The sequence below is a fragment of the Streptomyces sp. NBC_01352 genome (assembly GCF_036237295.1).
GTDB classification, from domain to species: domain Bacteria; phylum Actinomycetota; class Actinomycetes; order Streptomycetales; family Streptomycetaceae; genus Streptomyces; species Streptomyces plumbiresistens.
Map to the genome: position 1 here is coordinate 9,041,317 of NZ_CP108354.1, position 20,739 is coordinate 9,062,055.

Annotated in this window: 13 protein-coding genes, 3 rRNA genes, 1 pseudogene and 1 riboswitch; of the genes and pseudogenes, 14 read left to right on the forward strand and 3 right to left on the reverse strand. The window is 65.4% G+C overall.

Features of this window, described 5'->3' with window-relative positions:
• Positions 1-70 precede the first annotated feature (70 nt).
• A complete protein-coding gene (locus tag OG252_RS41485; protein ID WP_266443344.1) occupies positions 71-520 on the reverse strand; it encodes a PTS sugar transporter subunit IIA in 450 nt (149 codons plus the stop codon).
• Positions 521-1,074: 554 nt separating this feature from the next.
• Here OG252_RS41485 and OG252_RS41490 point away from each other — a divergent pair.
• The 13 genes and pseudogenes from OG252_RS41490 (at position 1,075) to OG252_RS41550 (ending at position 16,632) form a co-directional block, all read left to right on the forward strand.
• Positions 1,075-2,602: ribosomal RNA gene (locus OG252_RS41490) — 16S ribosomal RNA — on the forward strand.
• 314 nt (positions 2,603-2,916) lie between these two features.
• Positions 2,917-6,040: ribosomal RNA gene (locus OG252_RS41495) — 23S ribosomal RNA — on the forward strand.
• 93 nt (positions 6,041-6,133) lie between these two features.
• A 5S ribosomal RNA gene (gene rrf, locus OG252_RS41500) occupies positions 6,134-6,250 on the forward strand.
• The 16S, 23S and 5S rRNA genes sit together here, the layout of an rRNA operon.
• A 109-nt stretch (positions 6,251-6,359) precedes the next feature.
• Positions 6,360-6,968, forward strand: coding sequence for a CDP-alcohol phosphatidyltransferase family protein (locus tag OG252_RS41505; protein WP_266443348.1), 609 nt, complete (start codon positions 6,360-6,362; stop codon positions 6,966-6,968).
• A gap of 116 nt (positions 6,969-7,084) precedes the next feature.
• Entirely contained in the window at positions 7,085-9,580 is a 2,496-nt protein-coding gene (locus OG252_RS41510; protein ID WP_266443350.1) for a mannose-1-phosphate guanyltransferase, read from the forward strand.
• A 105-nt stretch (positions 9,581-9,685) separates the two neighbouring features.
• Positions 9,686-10,582 carry a DUF881 domain-containing protein gene (locus OG252_RS41515; protein ID WP_329342650.1) on the forward strand — a complete coding sequence of 299 codons (897 nt, stop codon included), beginning with the start codon at positions 9,686-9,688 and terminating at the stop codon, positions 10,580-10,582.
• A complete protein-coding gene (locus OG252_RS41520) occupies positions 10,579-10,911 on the forward strand; it encodes a small basic family protein (RefSeq protein WP_003988855.1) in 333 nt (110 codons plus the stop codon). Before OG252_RS41515 ends, OG252_RS41520 begins: the two co-directional genes overlap by 4 nt.
• Positions 10,912-10,916: 5 nt before the next feature.
• Positions 10,917-11,750: a DUF881 domain-containing protein gene (locus OG252_RS41525; RefSeq protein WP_329342652.1), complete on the forward strand. Its 834-nt coding sequence runs from the start codon at positions 10,917-10,919 to the stop codon at positions 11,748-11,750.
• Positions 11,751-11,811: 61 nt separating this feature from the next.
• Positions 11,812-12,717 carry an FHA domain-containing protein gene (locus OG252_RS41530; protein ID WP_266443358.1) on the forward strand — a complete coding sequence of 302 codons (906 nt, stop codon included), beginning with the start codon at positions 11,812-11,814 and terminating at the stop codon, positions 12,715-12,717.
• A 42-nt stretch (positions 12,718-12,759) separates the two neighbouring features.
• Complete coding sequence (ftsR, locus tag OG252_RS41535) at positions 12,760-13,497, forward strand: transcriptional regulator FtsR (RefSeq protein WP_329342654.1); 738 nt, start codon at positions 12,760-12,762, stop codon at positions 13,495-13,497.
• 85 nt (positions 13,498-13,582) lie between these two features.
• The gene (locus OG252_RS41540; protein ID WP_004002801.1) at positions 13,583-14,056 is read left to right on the forward strand and encodes a bifunctional nuclease family protein; all 474 of its coding nucleotides are present in this window, start codon (positions 13,583-13,585) and stop codon (positions 14,054-14,056) included.
• 258 nt (positions 14,057-14,314) lie between these two features.
• A complete protein-coding gene (locus OG252_RS41545) occupies positions 14,315-14,959 on the forward strand; it encodes a MerR family transcriptional regulator (RefSeq protein WP_266443363.1) in 645 nt (214 codons plus the stop codon).
• 82 nt (positions 14,960-15,041) lie between these two features.
• Positions 15,042-16,632, forward strand: a pseudogene (locus OG252_RS41550) (DNA polymerase IV).
• Here the strand turns inward: OG252_RS41550 and OG252_RS41555 are convergent.
• Positions 16,554-16,925 (reverse strand): PRC-barrel domain-containing protein, encoded by a 372-nt coding sequence (locus OG252_RS41555; protein WP_329342657.1) that lies wholly within the window; start codon positions 16,923-16,925, stop codon positions 16,554-16,556. The pseudogene OG252_RS41550 and the gene OG252_RS41555 sit on opposite strands and share 79 nt — an antisense overlap.
• A gap of 114 nt (positions 16,926-17,039) precedes the next feature.
• Positions 17,040-17,136: riboswitch (glycine riboswitch) on the forward strand.
• Positions 17,137-17,318: 182 nt separating this feature from the next.
• Between OG252_RS41555 and gcvP the strand changes: the two genes are divergently transcribed.
• Positions 17,319-20,204, forward strand: a complete 2,886-nt coding sequence (gcvP, locus tag OG252_RS41560; RefSeq protein WP_329342660.1) for an aminomethyl-transferring glycine dehydrogenase — start codon at positions 17,319-17,321, stop codon at positions 20,202-20,204.
• 65 nt (positions 20,205-20,269) lie between these two features.
• Here gcvP and OG252_RS41565 read toward each other — a convergent pair whose 3' ends face one another.
• The gene (locus OG252_RS41565; RefSeq protein WP_329345333.1) at positions 20,270-20,689 is read right to left on the reverse strand and encodes a TOBE domain-containing protein; all 420 of its coding nucleotides are present in this window, start codon (positions 20,687-20,689) and stop codon (positions 20,270-20,272) included.
• Positions 20,690-20,739: the final 50 nt, after the last annotated feature.

Here is a 20,739-nt window from a genome sequence, read left to right on the forward strand (position 1 = left end):
CTCCGATAGTGCGGCGGGTCCCGCCGCCGCGGTGGTTGTCCCTACTTGCCGTCGTACGACGGCGCCGACGTCACTTCCAGACGAAGAGAGTGTCGCCCGACTTCACATCGCCGTCCTCACGGAGCTCGGCGAGTGCCTCGGCCGTGGCCTCCAGCGCCACGACCGGGCAGACCGGAGACTTACCGGCGGCCTCGACAGCGGCCGGGTCCCAGCGCACCACGCTCTGCCCACGGGTGACGGTGTCGCCCTTGTTCACGAGCAGCTCGAACCCCTGACCGTTGAGCTGCACCGTGTCGATACCGAGGTGGGTGAGTACGCCGTGCCCCGTCTCGTCGACGACGACGAAGGCGTGCGGGTGCAGCGAGACGATGACTCCGTCCACGGGCGCGACAGCCTCGGAAGGCTCACGCACGGGGTCGATGGCCGTGCCCGGGCCGACCATGGCCCCGGAGAAGACCGGATCGGGCACGGCTGCCAGTCCGATGGCACGTCCGGCAAGAGGGGACATCACGGTGGTCATGGGAAGCCTCCCGGGGTGGAGATCTATATGGACACCGTCACTGTCTGTCCCGGACGGCGCGCTGATCAGCAGGGTATGTCATATGAACTACCGGTTCCGCACGAAGCTCACGATTAGAGGTCTAGACCACATCTCCAATCGATTTGCACCGGCTCCGCGGGCCCGTGTACAGTCGTACTCCTGCTCGGGGCTGAGCGACGCACTGGCGTCCTTGCCTGGCAGCACCCAACTTGTCAGATCCTATCTCGGGGTCACCTTCTGCATGCCTGCAGGACGGTGGTCAGAGGGCCGGAAAAACACTGATAGAGTTTGGAACAGCGAAGGGAAGTGCCCGGAGGAAAGCCCGAGAGGGTGAGTACAAAGGAAGCGTCCGTTCCTTGAGAACTCAACAGCGTGCCAAAAGTCAACGCCAGATATGTTGATACCCCGTCCATCGGATTCTTCCGGTGGCGAGGTTCCTTTGAAGAATACACAGCGAGGACGCTGTGAACGGCCGGGCTTATTCCGCCTGGTCGTTCCGCTCTCGTGTGTGTCGACCGGATTACCGGTAAACATTCACGGAGAGTTTGATCCTGGCTCAGGACGAACGCTGGCGGCGTGCTTAACACATGCAAGTCGAACGATGAACCACTTCGGTGGGGATTAGTGGCGAACGGGTGAGTAACACGTGGGCAATCTGCCCTTCACTCTGGGACAAGCCCTGGAAACGGGGTCTAATACCGGATAACACTCCCTCCCTCCTGGGTGGGGGTTGAAAGCTCCGGCGGTGAAGGATGAGCCCGCGGCCTATCAGCTTGTTGGTGAGGTAATGGCTCACCAAGGCGACGACGGGTAGCCGGCCTGAGAGGGCGACCGGCCACACTGGGACTGAGACACGGCCCAGACTCCTACGGGAGGCAGCAGTGGGGAATATTGCACAATGGGCGAAAGCCTGATGCAGCGACGCCGCGTGAGGGATGACGGCCTTCGGGTTGTAAACCTCTTTCAGCAGGGAAGAAGCGAAAGTGACGGTACCTGCAGAAGAAGCGCCGGCTAACTACGTGCCAGCAGCCGCGGTAATACGTAGGGCGCAAGCGTTGTCCGGAATTATTGGGCGTAAAGAGCTCGTAGGCGGCTTGTCACGTCGGGTGTGAAAGCCCGGGGCTTAACCCCGGGTCTGCATTCGATACGGGCTAGCTAGAGTGTGGTAGGGGAGATCGGAATTCCTGGTGTAGCGGTGAAATGCGCAGATATCAGGAGGAACACCGGTGGCGAAGGCGGATCTCTGGGCCATTACTGACGCTGAGGAGCGAAAGCGTGGGGAGCGAACAGGATTAGATACCCTGGTAGTCCACGCCGTAAACGGTGGGAACTAGGTGTTGGCGACATTCCACGTCGTCGGTGCCGCAGCTAACGCATTAAGTTCCCCGCCTGGGGAGTACGGCCGCAAGGCTAAAACTCAAAGGAATTGACGGGGGCCCGCACAAGCAGCGGAGCATGTGGCTTAATTCGACGCAACGCGAAGAACCTTACCAAGGCTTGACATCGCCCGGAAAGCATCAGAGATGGTGCCCCCCTTGTGGCCGGGTGACAGGTGGTGCATGGCTGTCGTCAGCTCGTGTCGTGAGATGTTGGGTTAAGTCCCGCAACGAGCGCAACCCTTGTTCTGTGTTGCCAGCATGCCCTTCGGGGTGATGGGGACTCACAGGAGACCGCCGGGGTCAACTCGGAGGAAGGTGGGGACGACGTCAAGTCATCATGCCCCTTATGTCTTGGGCTGCACACGTGCTACAATGGCAGGTACAATGAGCTGCGATACCGTGAGGTGGAGCGAATCTCAAAAAGCCTGTCTCAGTTCGGATTGGGGTCTGCAACTCGACCCCATGAAGTCGGAGTTGCTAGTAATCGCAGATCAGCATTGCTGCGGTGAATACGTTCCCGGGCCTTGTACACACCGCCCGTCACGTCACGAAAGTCGGTAACACCCGAAGCCGGTGGCCCAACCCCCTTGTGGGGAGGGAGCTGTCGAAGGTGGGACTGGCGATTGGGACGAAGTCGTAACAAGGTAGCCGTACCGGAAGGTGCGGCTGGATCACCTCCTTTCTAAGGAGCACTTCTTGGCAGCCGGGCTTGCCTGGTTGTCCAGAGGCCAGTTCATCGGCGAACGTCCGGTGCTGGTTGCTCAAGGGTGGAACGTTGACTACTCGGCACACTTGACCAGCTTGTCTTCCTAAGTACTGCTTCGGCGTGGAATGGAAGGCGAGTGGCGAGGGTGTCGGGCACGCTGTTGGGTATCTGAGGGTACGGGCTTTCGAGTCTGGATCTTCGGTGCCGGCCCCGGTGCAGCATCACGGAAGTGGTGTGTGATGGGTGGCTGGTCGTTGTTTGAGAACTGCACAGTGGACGCGAGCATCTGTGGCCAAGTTTTTAAGGGCGCACGGTGGATGCCTTGGCACCAGGAACCGATGAAGGACGTGGGAGGCCACGATAGTCCCCGGGGAGTCGTCAACCAGGCTTTGATCCGGGGGTTTCCGAATGGGGAAACCCGGCAGTCGTCATGGGCTGTCACCCATACCTGAACACATAGGGTATGTGGAGGGAACGCGGGGAAGTGAAACATCTCAGTACCCGCAGGAAGAGAAAACAACCGTGATTCCGGGAGTAGTGGCGAGCGAAACCGGATGAGGCCAAACCGTATACGTGTGAGACCCGGCAGGGGTTGCGTATGCGGGGTTGTGGGATCTCTCTTTTACGGTCTGCCGGCCGTGAGACGAGTCAGAAACCGTTGATGTAGGCGAAGGACATGCGAAAGGTCCGGCGTAGAGGGTAAGACCCCCGTAGTCGAAACATCAGCGGCTCGTTTGAGAGACACCCAAGTAGCACGGGGCCCGAGAAATCCCGTGTGAATCTGGCGGGACCACCCGCTAAGCCTAAATATTCCCTGGTGACCGATAGCGGATAGTACCGTGAGGGAATGGTGAAAAGTACCGCGGGAGCGGAGTGAAATAGTACCTGAAACCGTGTGCCTACAAGCCGTGGGAGCGTCGCTGTATGTGCTTGCACATACAGTCGTGACTGCGTGCCTTTTGAAGAATGAGCCTGCGAGTTTGCGGTGTGTTGCGAGGTTAACCCGGGTGGGGTAGCCGTAGCGAAAGCGAGTCCGAATAGGGCGTTTCAGTAGCACGCTCAAGACCCGAAGCGGAGTGATCTAGCCATGGGCAGGTTGAAGCGGAGGTAAGACTTCGTGGAGGACCGAACCCACCAGGGTTGAAAACCTGGGGGATGACCTGTGGTTAGGGGTGAAAGGCCAATCAAACTCCGTGATAGCTGGTTCTCCCCGAAATGCATTTAGGTGCAGCGTCGTGTGTTTCTTGCCGGAGGTAGAGCACTGGATAGGCGATGGGCCCTACCGGGTTACTGACCTTAGCCAAACTCCGAATGCCGGTAAGTGAGAGCGCGGCAGTGAGACTGTGGGGGATAAGCTCCATGGTCGAGAGGGAAACAGCCCAGAGCATCGACTAAGGCCCCTAAGCGTACGCTAAGTGGGAAAGGATGTGGAGTCGCACAGACAACCAGGAGGTTGGCTTAGAAGCAGCCACCCTTGAAAGAGTGCGTAATAGCTCACTGGTCTAGTGATTCCGCGCCGACAATGTAGCGGGGCTCAAGCGTACCGCCGAAGTCGTGTCATTGCAGCATATAGCCCCAACGGGTGCTGTGATGGGTAGGGGAGCGTCGTGTGCCGGGTGAAGCAGCCGCGGAAGCGAGTTGTGGACGGTTCACGAGTGAGAATGCAGGCATGAGTAGCGATACACACGTGAGAAACGTGTGCGCCGATTGACTAAGGGTTCCTGGGTCAAGCTGATCTGCCCAGGGTAAGTCGGGACCTAAGGCGAGGCCGACAGGCGTAGTCGATGGATAACCGGTTGATATTCCGGTACCCGCTGTGAAGCGTCAAACATTGAATCAGGCGATGCTAAGTCCGTGAAGCCGCCCTGGAGCCTTCGGGCAAAGGGGAGTGGTGGAGCCGACGGACCAGACTTGTAGTAGGTGAGTGATGGGGTGACGCAGGAAGGTAGTCCATCCCGGGCGGTGGTTGTCCCGGGGTAAGGGTGTAGCCCGTCATCTAGGTAAATCCGGATGACATGAGGGTGAGACCTGATGCCGAGCCGATTGTGGTGAAGTGGATGATCCTATGCTGTCGAGAAAAGCCTCTAGCGAGTTTCATGGCGGCCCGTACCCTAAACCGACTCAGGTGGTCAGGTAGAGAATACCGAGGCGTTCGGGTGAACTATGGTTAAGGAACTCGGCAAAATGCCCCCGTAACTTCGGGAGAAGGGGGGCCATCACTGGTGATCCGTTTTACACGGTGAGCTGGGGGTGGCCGCAGAGACCAGCGAGAAGCGACTGTTTACTAAAAACACAGGTCCGTGCGAAGCCGTAAGGCGATGTATACGGACTGACGCCTGCCCGGTGCTGGAACGTTAAGGGGACCGGTTAGTCACTCTTCGGGGTGGCGAAGCTGAGAACTTAAGCGCCAGTAAACGGCGGTGGTAACTATAACCATCCTAAGGTAGCGAAATTCCTTGTCGGGTAAGTTCCGACCTGCACGAATGGCGTAACGACTTCTCGACTGTCTCAACCATAGGCCCGGTGAAATTGCACTACGAGTAAAGATGCTCGTTTCGCGCAGCAGGACGGAAAGACCCCGGGACCTTTACTACAGTTTGATATTGGTGTTCGGTTCGGCTTGTGTAGGATAGCTGGGAGACTGTGAAGCTTGGACGCCAGTTCAGGTGGAGTCGTCGTTGAAATACCAGTCTGGTCGTGCTGGATGTCTAACCTGGGTCCGTGATCCGGATCAGGGACAGTGTCTGATGGGTAGTTTAACTGGGGCGGTTGCCTCCTAAAGAGTAACGGAGGCGCCCAAAGGTTCCCTCAGCCTGGTTGGCAATCAGGTGTTGAGTGTAAGTGCACAAGGGAGCTTGACTGTGAGACCGACGGGTCGAGCAGGGACGAAAGTCGGGACTAGTGATCCGGCGGTGGCTTGTGGAAGCGCCGTCGCTCAACGGATAAAAGGTACCCCGGGGATAACAGGCTGATCTTCCCCAAGAGTCCATATCGACGGGATGGTTTGGCACCTCGATGTCGGCTCGTCGCATCCTGGGGCTGGAGTCGGTCCCAAGGGTTGGGCTGTTCGCCCATTAAAGCGGTACGCGAGCTGGGTTTAGAACGTCGTGAGACAGTTCGGTCCCTATCCGCTGCGCGCGCAGGAATATTGAGAAGGGCTGTCCCTAGTACGAGAGGACCGGGACGGACGAACCTCTGGTGTGCCAGTTGTCCTGCCAAGGGCATGGCTGGTTGGCTACGTTCGGGAGGGATAACCGCTGAAAGCATCTAAGCGGGAAGCCTGCTTCGAGATGAGTATTCCCACCCCCTTTGAGGGGTTAAGGCTCCCAGTAGACGACTGGGTTGATAGGCCGGATCTGGAAGCCCAGTAATGGGTGGAGGTGACCGGTACTAATAGGCCGAGGGCTTGTCCTCAGTTGCTCGCGTCCACTGTGTTGGTTCTGAAACCACGAACAGCCCCATGCCCATGGTCACGGGTGTGGTGCGGCTGAAACAGTTTCATAGTGTTTCGGTGGTTATAGCGTGAGGGAAACGCCCGGTTACATTCCGAACCCGGAAGCTAAGCCTTACAGCGCCGATGGTACTGCAGGGGGGACCCTGTGGGAGAGTAGGACGCCGCCGAACTCCTTTTAGAGCTCTGGCTCTTGGGCACGCAGCCCAAGAGCCAGAGCTTTTTTGCGTTGAGGTAAGGTCAGGGGGCATCGTTGGCTCGTTTCCCACAGGAGGCTCCCGGGTGGAGGTCCAGGAGACCCGCGTCCAGACGGACCGGGTGCTCACCATCCCCAACATCCTCAGCATGGCGCGGCTCGCCGGCGTTCCGCTCTTCCTGTGGCTGATCCTCAGGCCTGAGTTCGGCGGTCCCCAAAGTGACGGGTGGGCGCTTCTGGTGCTTGCTCTGAGCGGGGTCAGTGACTACCTGGACGGCAAGCTCGCACGGCGTTGGAACCAGATCAGCAGTCTTGGCCGGCTACTGGATCCCGCGGCCGACCGGCTCTACATTCTTTCCACTTTGGTCGGTCTGACCTGGCGCGAGATTCTGCCAGTCTGGTTGACCGCTGTACTTCTGGCGCGTGAGCTGCTTCTCCTGGTGATGGTGGGCATCCTCAGGCGCCATGGCTATCCGCCCCCCCAGGTGAACTTCCTGGGCAAGGCCGCCACCTTCAACCTGATGTACGCCTTCCCGCTGCTACTGCTCAGTGACGGAAGTGGATGGATCGCGTCACTCGCTGCTATTTTCGGATGGGCGTTCGCAGGTTGGGGTACAACGCTGTACTGGTGGGCAGGAGTTCTCTACGTGGTACAGGTCCGCCGCCTGGTTCGTGCGGACGCCATGGCCGACTGAACTCGCCGAATACAACGGCTGTATCGGCCCCGATGGCCCGCGGTGGAAAAGTGCGGGACAATCTGGACGGGTGAAGTCGGCTAGACCGTCGTCTCTTAGAGGAGGACGCTTCCGACATGAAGGCCGTCGTGATGGCCGGAGGCGAAGGCACACGCCTTCGCCCCATGACCTCAAGCATGCCCAAACCGCTCCTGCCAGTGGCCAACCGGCCGATCATGGAGCATGTTCTGCGGCTGCTCAAAAGGCATGGGCTCAACGAGACCGTCGTTACCGTCCAGTTCCTGGCCTCATTGGTCAAGAACTACTTCGGTGACGGCGAGGAGCTCGGTATGGAGCTCACCTATGCCAATGAGGAGAAGCCACTCGGTACCGCCGGAAGCGTCAAGAACGCCGAGGAGGCGTTGAAGGACGATGCTTTCCTCGTCATTTCCGGTGATGCCCTGACCGACTTCGATCTCACCGAGCTCATCGCTTTCCACAAGGAAAAAGGCGCGCTGGTCACCGTCTGTCTGACACGAGTGCCCAACCCGCTCGAGTTCGGGATCACGATCGTCGACGAGGAGGGCAAGGTCGAGCGCTTCCTGGAGAAGCCGACCTGGGGCCAGGTCTTCTCGGACACCGTGAACACGGGTATCTACGTCATGGAGCCCGAGGTGTTCGACTATGTCGAGGCTGATGTCTCCGTCGACTGGTCCGGTGATGTCTTCCCGCAGTTGATGAAGGAAGGCAAGCCGATCTACGGCTTCATCGCCGAGGGTTACTGGGAGGACGTCGGTACTCACGAGAGCTATGTGAAGGCGCAGGCCGACGTCCTGGAGGGCAAGGTCGACGTCGATCTCGACGGTTTCGAGATCTCCCCGGGTGTGTGGGTGGCGGAAGGCGCAGAGGTTCATCCCGACGCCGTTCTCCGTGGACCGCTCTACATCGGTGACTACGCCAAGGTCGAGGCCGGCGCCGAAATCCGGGAGCACACCGTCATCGGCTCGAACGTCGTTGTGAAGGCCGGGGCGTTTCTGCACAAGGCTGTGGTGCACGACAACGTGTACGTCGGGCAGCACAGCAATTTGCGGGGTTGCGTCGTCGGAAAGAACACCGACATCATGCGCGCGGCCCGGATCGAGGACGGCGCCGTCATCGGGGACGAGTGCCTGATCGGCGAAGAATCGATCGTGCAGGGCAATGTGCGGGTCTACCCGTTCAAGACCATCGAGGCCGGCGCGTTCGTCAACACCTCGGTGATCTGGGAGTCCAGGGGGCAGGCGCACCTCTTCGGTGCCCGCGGTGTGTCCGGGATCCTGAACGTGGAGATCACGCCCGAGCTGGCCGTGCGTCTCGCCGGCGCCTACGCGACCACACTCAAGAAGGGCTCGACCGTCACCACGGCCCGTGATCACTCCCGTGGTGCCCGGGCGCTCAAGCGGGCGGTCATCTCCGCGCTGCAGGCCAGCGCCATCGACGTACGCGACCTGGAGAACGTGCCGCTGCCTGTGGCGCGGCAGCAGACCGCGCGAGGCAGCGCCGGCGGCATCATGATCCGCACTACGCCCGGTGTGCCGGACTCCGTGGACATCATGTTCTTCGACGGGAATGGTGCCGACCTGTCGCAGGGGAGCCAGCGGAAGCTGGACCGGGTGTTCGCGCGGCAGGAGTACCGACGGGCGTTCCCGGGTGAGATCGGGGACCTGCATTTCCCCGCCAGTGTCTTCGACTCGTACACGGGGTCGTTGCTGCGGAACGTCGACACCACGGGCATTTCCGAGTCGGGGCTCAAGGTCGTCGTCGACGCGTCGAACGGCAGTGCCGGGCTTGTGCTGCCCAGCCTGCTCGGCAAGCTCGGTGTCGACGCGCTGACCATCAATCCGGGTCTGGACGAGTCCAGGCCCACCGAGTCGGCGGACGCGCGGCGGTCGGGGCTGGTGCGGCTGGGAGAGATCGTGGCCTCCGCACGGGCTGCCTTCGGGGTGCGGTTCGACCCCGTCGGTGAGCGGCTGTCGCTGGTCGACGAGAAGGGGCGCATCGTCGAGGACGATCGTGCGCTGCTCGTCCTGCTCGACCTGGTGGCTGCGGAGCGGCGCAGTGGTCGAGTCGCGCTGCCGGTGACCACCACCAGGATCGCCGAGCAGGTGGCGGCGTATCACGGGACGCAGGTGGAGTGGACGACCACTTCTCCGGACGACCTGACGCGCGTCGGCCGCGACGAGACGACGATCTTCGGCGGGGACGGCAAGGGCGGGTTCATCGTCCCCGAGTTCAGCAGTGTCTTCGACGGTACGGCGGCCTTCGTACGGTTGATCGGGCTGGTGGCGCGGACGCAGCTCACGCTCAGCCAGATCGACGCGCGGATTCCGCGGGCGCATGTCCTCAAGCGCGATCTGGCGACCCCTTGGGCCGTCAAGGGGCTTGTGATGCGGCGGGTCGTTGAAGCGGCCGGAGACCGCTTCGTGGACACCACGGACGGTGTGCGGGTGGTGGAGACCGACGGGCGCTGGGTGATGGTGCTGCCCGACCCGGCGGAAGCGGTCACCCACCTGTGGGCGGAAGGGCCGGACGACGCCTCCGCCCAGGCCCTGCTCGACGAGTGGTCGGCGGTCGTGGACAGCGCCGGGCGCTAAGCCACTGCACGCGCGCGTGCCGGACAAGTGCCCCTGAGGGCGCCTGTCCGGCACGCCGGTGGGGCCATTCGGAGGTAGCGGTCGCGGCGTGCGACGATGTGCGACATGCCGCAGCAGCCCCCCGTTCGGAGCACTCCTACGCGCCCCTCGCGCCCGGACGCCTCCATGTCGCTGCTGACCAACGTCATGGACCACAGCCTCGACGACGGGTACGCAGAGGCCGCCGCCCGCAAGGAGGCCACTGGTGAGGGCGGCCTCCCCAAGACGCTGCGGGCGAAGCTGGGTCTGGCCGCTGGTCTGGTGCTCGCGGCACTGGTCGTGACCGTCGGCGCCGCCCAGGCCCGGGTCGCGGCTCCTGTCGTCGCCAAGGAGCGCGAGGAACTGATCGACCGTATCGACCGGGAGACCGAGGCGGCGGACGAACTCGAGGACTCCGTCGACCAGCTGCGCGACGACGTGAGCGCGCGGCAGCGTGCGGCCCTCAGGGACAGCGGCGGCAGTGACCGGGCGGAACTCGTGGGCATTCTGTCCGGTGCCACGGAAGTGACAGGCCCCGGTGTGAAGCTGGTCGTGGACGACGCCAAGGAAGCCACCTCAGGTGGGGACGGCGACCCGCGCGAGACCTCCGGATTCTCCGACACCGGGCGGGTGCGCGACCGCGACATGCAGCGGGTGGTCAACGGACTGTGGGCGTCGGGTGCCGAGGCCGTGTCGATCAACGGGCAGAGACTGACCGCGCTGTCGGCGATCAGGGCCGCGGGTGACGCGATACTGGTCGACAACAAGCCGCTGGTTCCGCCCTACACGGTGCTGGCCGTGGGGGACGGCAAGCGGTTGAGCACCAGGTTCCAGGACAGCGCCGACGGGCTGTATCTGCACGCCCTGCAGGAGAACTACGGCATCCGGACCGCCATTTCCGTAGAGGACGACCTCCGGCTGCCCGCCGCACCGAGTGTGATCGTACGTACAGCACAGCCGAGAACTGAGAAGGGCACATCGTGATCGCCGTACTGGGCCTCGTCGTGGGAGTCGTGGCCGGCCTGTTGGTCCGGCCCGAGGTTCCGGCGGTCGTCGAGCCTTACCTGCCGATCGCCGTGGTGGCGGCACTCGACGCCGTCTTCGGAGGTCTGCGGGCCATGCTCGACGGCATCTTCGACGACAAGGTCTTCGTCGTGTCGTTCTTGTCGAACGTGGTCGTGGCAGCGCTGATCGTGTTCCTGGGCGACAAGTTGGGCGTCGGCGCCCAGCTGTCCACCGGGGTCGTCGTCGTGCTCGGGATCCGGATCTTCTCCAACGCCGCGGCGATCCGCCGACACGTGTTCCGGGCGTGAGGCAGATGAGCAACCAGGACGGGACACCCGAGAACAGGCTGCGCAAGGAGCTGCCGGAGGAAGTGACCGCCGAGGCCTCCGGGCCGGCAGCGGACGCCTCTCCCGAGTCGCCGCAGTTGAGCGGTCGTCAGCGGCTGGTGAACGGGTTGTGGCCGCCGCGTGTCACCCGGGCCCAACTCATCGTCGCGGTGCTTTTGTTCGGCCTGGGCTTCGGTCTGGCCGTGCAGGTGGCGTCGAACAGCGACAGTGACAGCGCCCTGCGGGGCGCGCGTCAGGAAGATCTTGTTCGCATCCTCGATGAACTGGATGACCGTACTCAGCGTCTTGAAGACGAGAAGCAGGGCCTCGAGAAGCAGCGGGACGAGTTGGAGAACAGCTCGGACCAGGCCGAGGAGGCCCGCAAGCAGACGGTAGAGAAGGAGAAGCAGCTCGGCATCCTGGCGGGCACGGTGGCCGCGCAGGGGCCCGGCATCACGATGACGATCGACGACACGAAGGGGGCGGTCGAGGCGGACATGCTGCTCGACACGATCCAGGAGCTGCGCGCGGCCGGCGCGGAGGCGATCCAGGTGAACGGCGTGCGGGTCGTCGCGGGTACCTATCTGACGGACTCCGACAAGAGCGTGAGCGTCGACGGGAACAAGATCAACGCGCCCTATCGTTTCAAGGTCATCGGCAAGCCGCAGGACCTCGAACCGGCGCTCAACATCCCCGGAGGCGTGGTGCAGACTCTTGAGAAGGAGCAGGCCACCGTGACCGTCGAGCGGTCGGACAAGATCGTCGTGGACGCCTTGCGAGCAGCGAAGCGGCCTGACTACGCTCGGTCGTCCTCCCAGTGAACCGGGGGTGCATGGCAGACGTCCGGCGAGGGCATGAGGTTGCGGGGGGTCGGCGCACCGAATGGGTGGTGCGTGGTGGAAACTGTCTGGTGGATACGGACGTTGTGAGGATGTCCGGGTCGACCGGTGTGTTCAATCAGGGTTCGTCCTGCCCCACGGGCGGGTCTGTTTCGGTCAAGGGGAATCGCCCGTGAAGTTGTTTGCGAAGTTGTTCGGCAAGAGCGCGCGAGAGGGCAGCGCCAATGCGACTGCCCGCCATCGCGCACAGCCTGACGCAGAAGGCCAGCGCCCGCTGTTCCGGGATCAGGTCGATGGTCCGGGCGATGACATTTCCGGTGGTCAGGGCGCGCCGTCAGTTGACCCTGCCCAGGCCGGCGGCATAGGTTTCGGACAACCGCCAACCTCAAGTGCGGGTGGAGGGTTTTCCCCTATGACGGCCCTGGTGTGTACGAGGTGCGGTAACCGCAACGCGGAGAACAGCCGCTTCTGTTCCAACTGCGGTGCTCCGCTGCGGGCCGGGGCAACGCCCGAGCGTCCGTCCGAGACGACGTCGACGATCTCCATCTCCGGGCTTGAGGCCTACGACGCCGAGGTCACGGGCCAGACGCAGATGCCCATGCTCTCCCCGGAGGCGCAGGCGGCCGTCGACGCGCTGCCGCTGGGATCGGCGCTCCTGGTGGTGCGCCGCGGTCCGAACTCGGGCAGCCGCTTCCTGCTGGACGGCGACCTGACCACGGCCGGGCGTCACCCGCAGAGCGACATCTTCCTGGACGACGTGACGGTCTCCCGTCGACACGTGGAGTTCCGCCGCGGTCAGGACGGCTCGTTCACGGTGGCCGACGTGGGCAGTCTGAACGGCACATACGTCAACCGCGAGCGGATCGACCAGGTCGCTCTGTCGAACGGCGACGAGGTGCAGATCGGCAAGTACCGGCTGGTCTTCTACGCGAGCCAGCGGGGCTACTGACCCGCCCCCGGACACCGTCCGGGGGGACCCCCAGGAAGGTCCATGCTTCAAACACCGAGCGGCGGTGCCGGGCACGGTACCGCCGCCACGGACAGTGGACTGATGAGCATCGGCACGGTGCTGAACGTGCTGCGCGACGAGTTCCCCGAAGTCACGATCTCCAAGATCCGTTTCCTGGAGTCGGAGGGGCTCATCGAGCCGCAGCGGACCCCATCGGGGTATCGCAAGTTCAGCACCGACGACGTCGAGCGCCTCGGCCATGTCCTGAGGATGCAGCGGGACCACTATCTGCCGCTCAAGGTGATCCGTGAGCACCTCGACGCCATGGAGCGCGGTGAGGCGCTACCCCTGCCGACGGTAGGGCGTCAGCGGGACGGCGAGGGTGTTGCGGAGGTCACCGAGGGGCCGACGGCGGCCAGGATCGGGCGGGACGAGCTGATGGCCGCCGCCGAGATCGGTGAGCAGGAACTTCAGGAGTGGGAGTCGTACGGGCTCATCACTCCACTGCCCGACGGGGCGTACGACGCGGAGGCGGCCACCGTGGCCTCGCTGATCGCCGAGCTGGGGCGGTTCGGCATCGAGCCGCGGCATCTGCGGGTGATGAAGGCGGCGGCCGACCGTGAGGCCGGGCTGGTGGACCAGGTGGTGGCCCCGTTGAAGCGGCATCGCAACCCGCAGACCAGGGCACACGCCGAGGCCCGTACGAAGGAACTGGCCGGGCTCACGGTGAGGCTGCACGCGGCGCTCGTACAGACCGCGCTGGGTGTGCGGCTGCCGTGATACGGGTGGGTTCGCACCGACCGGATCGGCCACCCGTTCTCTGCCCGACTACCCAAACGTCCCGGGCACGGCCTAGGGTTGCTGTGTGAACGAGCTCGATGTCGTAGGTGTCCGGGTCGAAATGCCCTCCAACCAACCGATCGTGCTCCTGCGTGAAGTGGGAGGCGACCGCTACCTCCCCATCTGGATCGGGCCTGGGGAGGCTACGGCGATCGCCTTCGCGCAGCAGGGCATGGCCCCCGCCCGACCGCTGACCCACGACCTGTTCAAGGACGTGCTGGAGGCCGTCGGCCAGGAGCTCACCGAAGTGCGCATCACGGACCTGCGTGAAGGCGTCTTCTACGCGGAGCTCGTCTTCGCCAGCGGGGTCGAGGTCAGTGCCCGCCCGTCCGACGCCATAGCGCTTGCCCTGCGCACCGGAACGCCGATCTACGGCAGTGACGGCGTGCTCGACGACGCGGGTATCGCGATCCCGGACGAGCAGGAGGACGAGGTGGAGAAGTTCCGCGAGTTCCTCGACCAGATCTCGCCCGAGGACTTCGGCACCAGCAGCCAGTGAGGCAGGCGCGGCTCGGCGGCGAACGGTCCTGCCGGGCTCGTCCACGTCCGTTGACGCCTCAAATGCCGGCATTTGCCGGCGGCGCGTGAGAGAGTCCTGCGAGCCGTCCCGAGCGCATTCGGCTAGCCTTTCCCCGCGGTTGGGTGCGGGAAACCACTCGAAGGGTGATTATCACCCGGCGTGCCGAGTGTGGCGATCGTTGACGCGCCCCTGGTGACTGCCTACCGTCGAGAAGGCAGGTCAAGGACGGAGGTCGGCGTGAGAAGCAGCGGCGACGGTACGGCTGGGGGTGCCCCCGGACGCAGTCTCGGGGCGAGCGGTCCGTACCCGCTTCACAGCAACGCGGCCGATTACGCTCCGCAGCGACCGGCGGCCGTGCCGAGCAGCGGAGGGGCGACGTCCATGGCGTCCGAGCAGATCGGCTACCGCGGTCCGACGGCCTGTGCGGCCGCCGGAATCACTTACCGGCAACTGGACTACTGGGCCCGTACCGGCCTCGTCGAGCCGAGCGTGCGGCCCGCCCATGGGTCGGGGACGCAGCGTCTCTACAGCTTCCGGGACGTTGTCGTCCTGAAGATCGTCAAGCGCTTTCTGGACACCGGTGTGTCACTGCAGAACATCCGCGCCGCCGTTCAGCACCTCAGGGAACGCGGTTTCTGCGACCTGGAGCGGATGACGCTGATGAGTGACGGTGCCACGGTCTACGAGTGCACCTCGCCGGACGAGGTCCATGCGCTGCTCCAGGGCGGTCAGGGCATCTTCGGGATCGCCGTGGGCGTGGTGTGGCGGGACGTGGAAAGCGCGCTCTCCCAGCTGCACGGGGAGCGGATCGACACCGGGGAGACCCTCGTCGGTCACAACCCCGCGGACGAGCTGGCGCGGCGGCGCAACCGGGCGGTCTGACCGAGCGGTCGTCCGGGCGGTCCGACAGTTGGACCGCTCTTCGGGGACGGCATTGTCAGTGGCGTAGGGCAGCATCGGAGATGTGAGAAGCGCGCCCACGATCCTGCATCTCGACATGGATGCCTTCTTCGCCTCGGCGGAGCAGGCATCCAAGCCGAGCCTGCGCGGGAAGGCGGTCATCGTGGGTGGGCTCGGGCCGCGCGGAGTGGTGGCCACCTGCTCGTACGAGGCGCGTGTGTTCGGAGTGCACTCGGCGATGCCCATGGCCCAGGCGCGTCGGCTCGCTCCCAACGCGGCGTATCTCGTGCCGCGCTTCGCCTTCTACCGGGCGATCAGCGAGCAGGTGATGGGGCTTCTGAGGGAGCTGTCGCCGTTGGTGGAGCCGTTGAGCCTGGATGAGGCGTTCGTGGACCTGGAGGCCGGCGGAGCGGCCTGGGACGACGCGTCGGCGCGGCTGGCCGGGGCCAAGCTGCGCGCCGACATACGGGCCGTCACCGGCCTCACGGGATCGGTGGGCCTGGCGGCCTCGAAGATGCTCGCCAAGATCGCCTCCGAGCAGGCCAAGCCCGACGGGCTGGTGGTCATCGAGCCGGGAACCGAGCGGGCCCTGCTCGGGCCGATGCCGGTGCGGACCCTGCCCGGGGTGGGGCCGGCGACGGGCGACCATCTGCGGCGGGTCGGGATCCACACGGTCGAGGAGATTGCCGAGGCGGGTGAGGACGAGCTCGTACGGCTGCTGGGCAAGGCGCACGGACACGCCTTGTACGCCATGGCGTTGGCACACGACGAGCGGCCTGTGGTGGCCGAGCGGGAGACGAAGTCGGTGTCGGTGGAGGACACGTACGACATCGACATCCACGACCGGGTCCGGGTGGGGATGGAGGTGCAGCGGCTGGCCGACCGGTGTGTGCGGCGGCTGCGGAGCGCCGGGTTGTCCGGGCGGACCATCGTGCTGAAGGTGCGGAGGTACGACTTCTCCACGCTGACCCGGTCCGAGACCTTGCGGGGGCCCACGGACGATCCGGCGGTGGTGCGGGAGGCTGCCGCGCGGCTGCTGGACTCCGTGGACACGACGGGGGGTGTGCGGCTGCTGGGGGTGGGAGTGAGCGGGTTGGCCGACTACACGCAGGAGGATCTGTTCGCGCAGGCGGCGGGTGAGCAGGAGGACTCCGGAGTGGCGGAGGATGCCGATGACCTTCCTGCGGAGGCGCCGGTGGTGCCGGTCGAGCGGCGGTGGGCCTCGGGGCTCGATGTCACGCACGCCGAGTTCGGGCACGGTTGGGTGCAGGGGAGTGGGGTCGGGCGGGTGACTGTGCGGTTCGAGACGCCTGATTCGGAGCCGGGGCGGGTGCGGACGTTTCGGGTTGATGATCCGGAGTTGGAGCCGGCGGAGCCGTTGCCGTTGGTGCGTGGGCCTTTTGCGGAGGCTTGAGGGGGGATGTGGTGCGGGTGCGGGCGCGCTTTATGGTGCGGGTGCGTTGGGGGCACCCGGCCTTCGGCCGGGTTTGGGTTCCCACCCGCACCACCCGTGCGGGAATCGTTGTCGGGTGCGGGTGGCCCCTGTGGGGGCTGGGCGCCGTCGGCGGGTGCGGGGTCAGGGCTCGTCTGTGCCTGCCAGCTTGCCGAAGTTGTGGTCCGGGAAGGGGGGAGGGGCGGCCACGTCGAGGCCGTAGTGGTGGTAAAGCTGCAGTTCCTGCTCGGGCGAGAGGTGGCGGCCCACGCCGAAGTCGGGGGCGTCCTTGATCAGGGCGCGGTCGAAGGGGACGTGGAGGGTGCCCTCGATCAGTTCGCTGGGTTCCAGGGGGACGAAGGCGTCTCGGGAGAAGAGGCCGGTGCGTATCGCGGCCCACTCCGGTGCGCCGGTCGCGTCGTCGAGGTAGACCTCGTCGATCGTGCCGAGCTTGGTGCCGTTGCGGTCGAACGCCTTGCGGCCGATCAGGTTGCGCGGATCGATGTCGGTCTGCACGGGCCCTCCACTTGCTCGCAACTCATCCGTAAGCACTACAAAAGAGCAGATTGAGGAACGTGGCCACTCGAAGACGCGGGCGTTGACCCCGCTGGTAGTCTGGCAAGCGGCTGCTGACCCCGCGCGGGAGAGTCCTCCGGACACCATCCGGAGGCGCCGAAGGAGCAAATCCTCCCCGGAATCTCTCAGGCCCACGTACCGCACGGACGAGGTCACTCTGGAAAGCAGAGCGGGTGCCGACGGCGTCGACGGCTTCCGCTCTCACCGACGGTGAAAGCCGGCTGCCTGCGGGCGGCCGGTGAAGCTCTCAGGTTGAGATGACAGAGGGGGAGGCCGTCCGGGTACCCGCGCCGTGGTGACCCTCGAAGGTCGTGAGACCAGGAGGCCTCCGTAATGACCGCCCATCGCATTCCGCTCTCCGAGCTCGAGCAGGGAATCCCCTTCGAACAGCGCCACATCGGGCCCGACCAGGAAGCGCGGGCCAAGATGCTCGCGCAGGTCGGATACGGCTCGCTCGACGAGCTCACCGCCGCCGCGGTCCCGGATGTGATCAAGAACGCCGACGCGCTGGAGCTGCCGGGCGCGCGCACCGAGGCCGAGGTGCTGGCCGAGCTGCGGTCGCTGGCCGACCGGAACCAGGTTCTCGACTCCATGATCGGGCTCGGGTACTACGGGACGTTCACGCCGCCCGTCATCCTGCGCAATGTGATGGAGAATCCGGCCTGGTACACGGCCTACACGCCGTACCAGCCCGAGATCTCCCAGGGGCGGCTCGAAGCCCTGCTGAACTTCCAGACGATGGTCGCCGACCTCACCGGGCTGCCGACCTCCGGTGCCTCGCTGCTCGACGAAGGCACCGCGGCCGCCGAGGCACTGGCGCTGTCCCGGCGCATGGGCAAGAACAAGAAGGGCCTCTTCCTGGTCGACGCGGACACACTGCCGCAGACCATCGCCGTGATCCAGACCCGCGCCGAGCCGACCGGCGTGGAGGTCGTCGTCGCCGACCTCAGTGACGGCATTCCGGCCGAGATCGCCGGGCGTGAGATCAACGGTGTGCTGCTCCAGTACCCGGGCGCCTCCGGTGCCGTACGCGACATCAAGCCGGTCATCGAGCAGGCGCACGAGCTCGGCGCGCTCGTGACCGTCGCCGCCGATCTGCTCGCGCTCACGCTGCTGAAGTCCCCGGGTGAACTCGGTGCGGACATCGCGGTCGGTACGACGCAGCGCTTCGGTGTGCCGATGGGCTTCGGCGGGCCGCACGCCGGATACATGGCGGTGCGCGAGAAGTTCGCGCGCAGCCTGCCCGGGCGGCTCGTGGGGGTGTCCGTGGACGCCGACGGGAACAAGGCGTACCGGCTCGCCCTGCAGACGCGTGAGCAGCACATCCGCCGGGAGAAGGCGACCAGCAACATCTGCACCGCGCAGGTGCTGCTCGCCGTGATGGCCGGCATGTACGCCGTCTACCACGGGCCCGAGGGCCTGAAGACCATCGCGCGGCGCACCCACCGGTACGCCACGGTCCTCGCCGCCGGGCTGACGGCCGGCGGGGTCGAGGTCGTGCACGGTTCCTACTTCGACACGCTGACCGTCCGGGTGCCCGCACGGGCCGCCCAGATCGTCGCCGCGGCACGCGGGAACGGCGTCAACCTGCGGCTCGTGGACGCCGACCACGTGTCCATGGCCTGCGACGAGACCACGCTGCGGGCCCAACTGGGCGCCGTATGGAACGCCTTCGGGGTCGACGGTGACATCGAGGGGCTCGACGCCGTGGCCGAGGAGACGCTTCCGGGCGCGCTGCTGCGGTCCGACGACTACCTGACGCACCCCGTGTTCCACCAGCACCGCTCCGAGACCGCGATGCTGCGCTACCTGCGCCGGCTCGCCGACCGTGACTACGCGCTCGACCGCGGGATGATCCCGCTGGGCTCCTGCACCATGAAGCTCAACGCGACCGTCGAGATGGAGCCGGTCACCTGGCCGGAGTTCGGGCAGCTGCACCCCTTCGCGCCCGCCGAGCAGGCGCAGGGCTATCTCACGCTCATCCGTGAGCTGGAGGATCGACTCGCCGAGGTCACCGGCTACGACAACGTGTCGCTGCAGCCCAACGCCGGGTCGCAGGGCGAGCTGGCCGGACTGCTCGCCGTACGCGGGTATCACCGGGCCAACGGTGACGAGCAGCGGACCGTGTGCCTGATTCCGTCGTCGGCGCACGGCACCAACGCCGCCAGTGCCGTCATGGCCGGGATGAAGGTCGTCGTCGTGAAGACCGCCGAGGACGGCGAGATCGACGTCGAGGACCTGCGGGCGAAGATCGAGCAGCACCGGGACGAGCTGTCGGTGCTGATGATCACGTACCCGTCGACACACGGGGTGTTCGAGGAGCACGTCGCCGACATCTGCGCGCAGGTGCACGAGGCGGGCGGGCAGGTGTACGTCGACGGCGCCAACCTCAACGCGCTGGTGGGGCTGGCCAAGCCGGGGCACTTCGGCGGGGACGTCTCCCACCTGAACCTGCACAAGACCTTCTGCATCCCGCACGGCGGCGGTGGTCCGGGTGTCGGCCCGGTGGGTGTGCGCGCGCACCTGGCGCCGTACCTGCCGAACCACCCGCTGCAGCCCGCGGCCGGTCCGGAGACGGGGGTCGGGCCGATCTCGGCCGCGCCCTGGGGCTCCGCGGGGATCCTGCCGATCTCGTGGGCGTACGTCCGGCTCATGGGCGGTGAGGGCCTCAAGCGGGCCACGCAGGTGGCGGTGCTCTCCGCGAACTACATCGCCAAGCGGCTGGAGCCGCACTACCCGGTGCTCTACACCGGTCCCGGCGGGCTGGTCGCGCACGAGTGCATCATCGACCTGCGGCCGCTGACCAAGGCGACCGGCGTGAGCGTCGACGACGTCGCCAAGCGGCTCATCGACTACGGGTTCCACGCGCCGACCATGTCCTTCCCGGTGGCCGGCACGCTGATGATCGAGCCGACCGAGTCCGAGGACCTGACCGAGCTCGACCGGTTCTGCGAGACGATGATCGCCATTCGTGCGGAGATCGAGAAGGTCGGAAAGGGCGAGTGGCCCGTGGACGACAACCCGCTGCGGAACGCGCCGCACACCGCCGGCGCGCTGGGCGGGGAGTGGGAGCACGCCTACACGCGCGAGGAAGCCGTCTTCCCGGCCGGGGTGTCGGTCGCGGACAAGTACTGGCCGCCGGTGCGCCGTATCGACCAGGCCTTCGGGGACCGGAACCTGGTCTGCTCCTGCCCGCCGTTGGATGCGTACGAGGACTGACCTGCAGTACGTGGTGAGGGCTCCGTCCGGCTGTTCGTCGGGCGGGGCCCTTTTATGTCATAGCGTCATGACGTCGCGATGGAGACCTCGGTCGACTTGATCAGGGCGACGACCGAAGCGCCGGGGGCCAGGCCGAGGTCCGTGACGGCGTCCCTGGTGATCACGGCGGTCAGGTCGCCGCCCTCGAGGGCGACCTTGACGGAGGCCATCGCGCCGCCGGTCGCGATGTCCCGGACGGTACCCGGGAGCTGGTTGCGGATGGACACGCCGTCGACCCGGGCGGTGGCGAGGGACACCTCCGTCGACTTCACCAGGGCGCGTACGGCGGAACCCGTGGCGAGGCCGAGTTCCTCGGTGGCTTCCCGGGTGATGGCCGCGGTGAGGTCGCTGCCGCCGGTGAGGCGGATCCTGACCGTGGCCATGACTTCGCCGGGGGAGACGGAGGTGACGGTGCCGGGGAGCTGGTTGCGGATGCTCAGGCTCATGGAGAAGGCCTCGCTGAGGGTGGGGGAGTGTCTGCGGGTGGGGAGCGTGG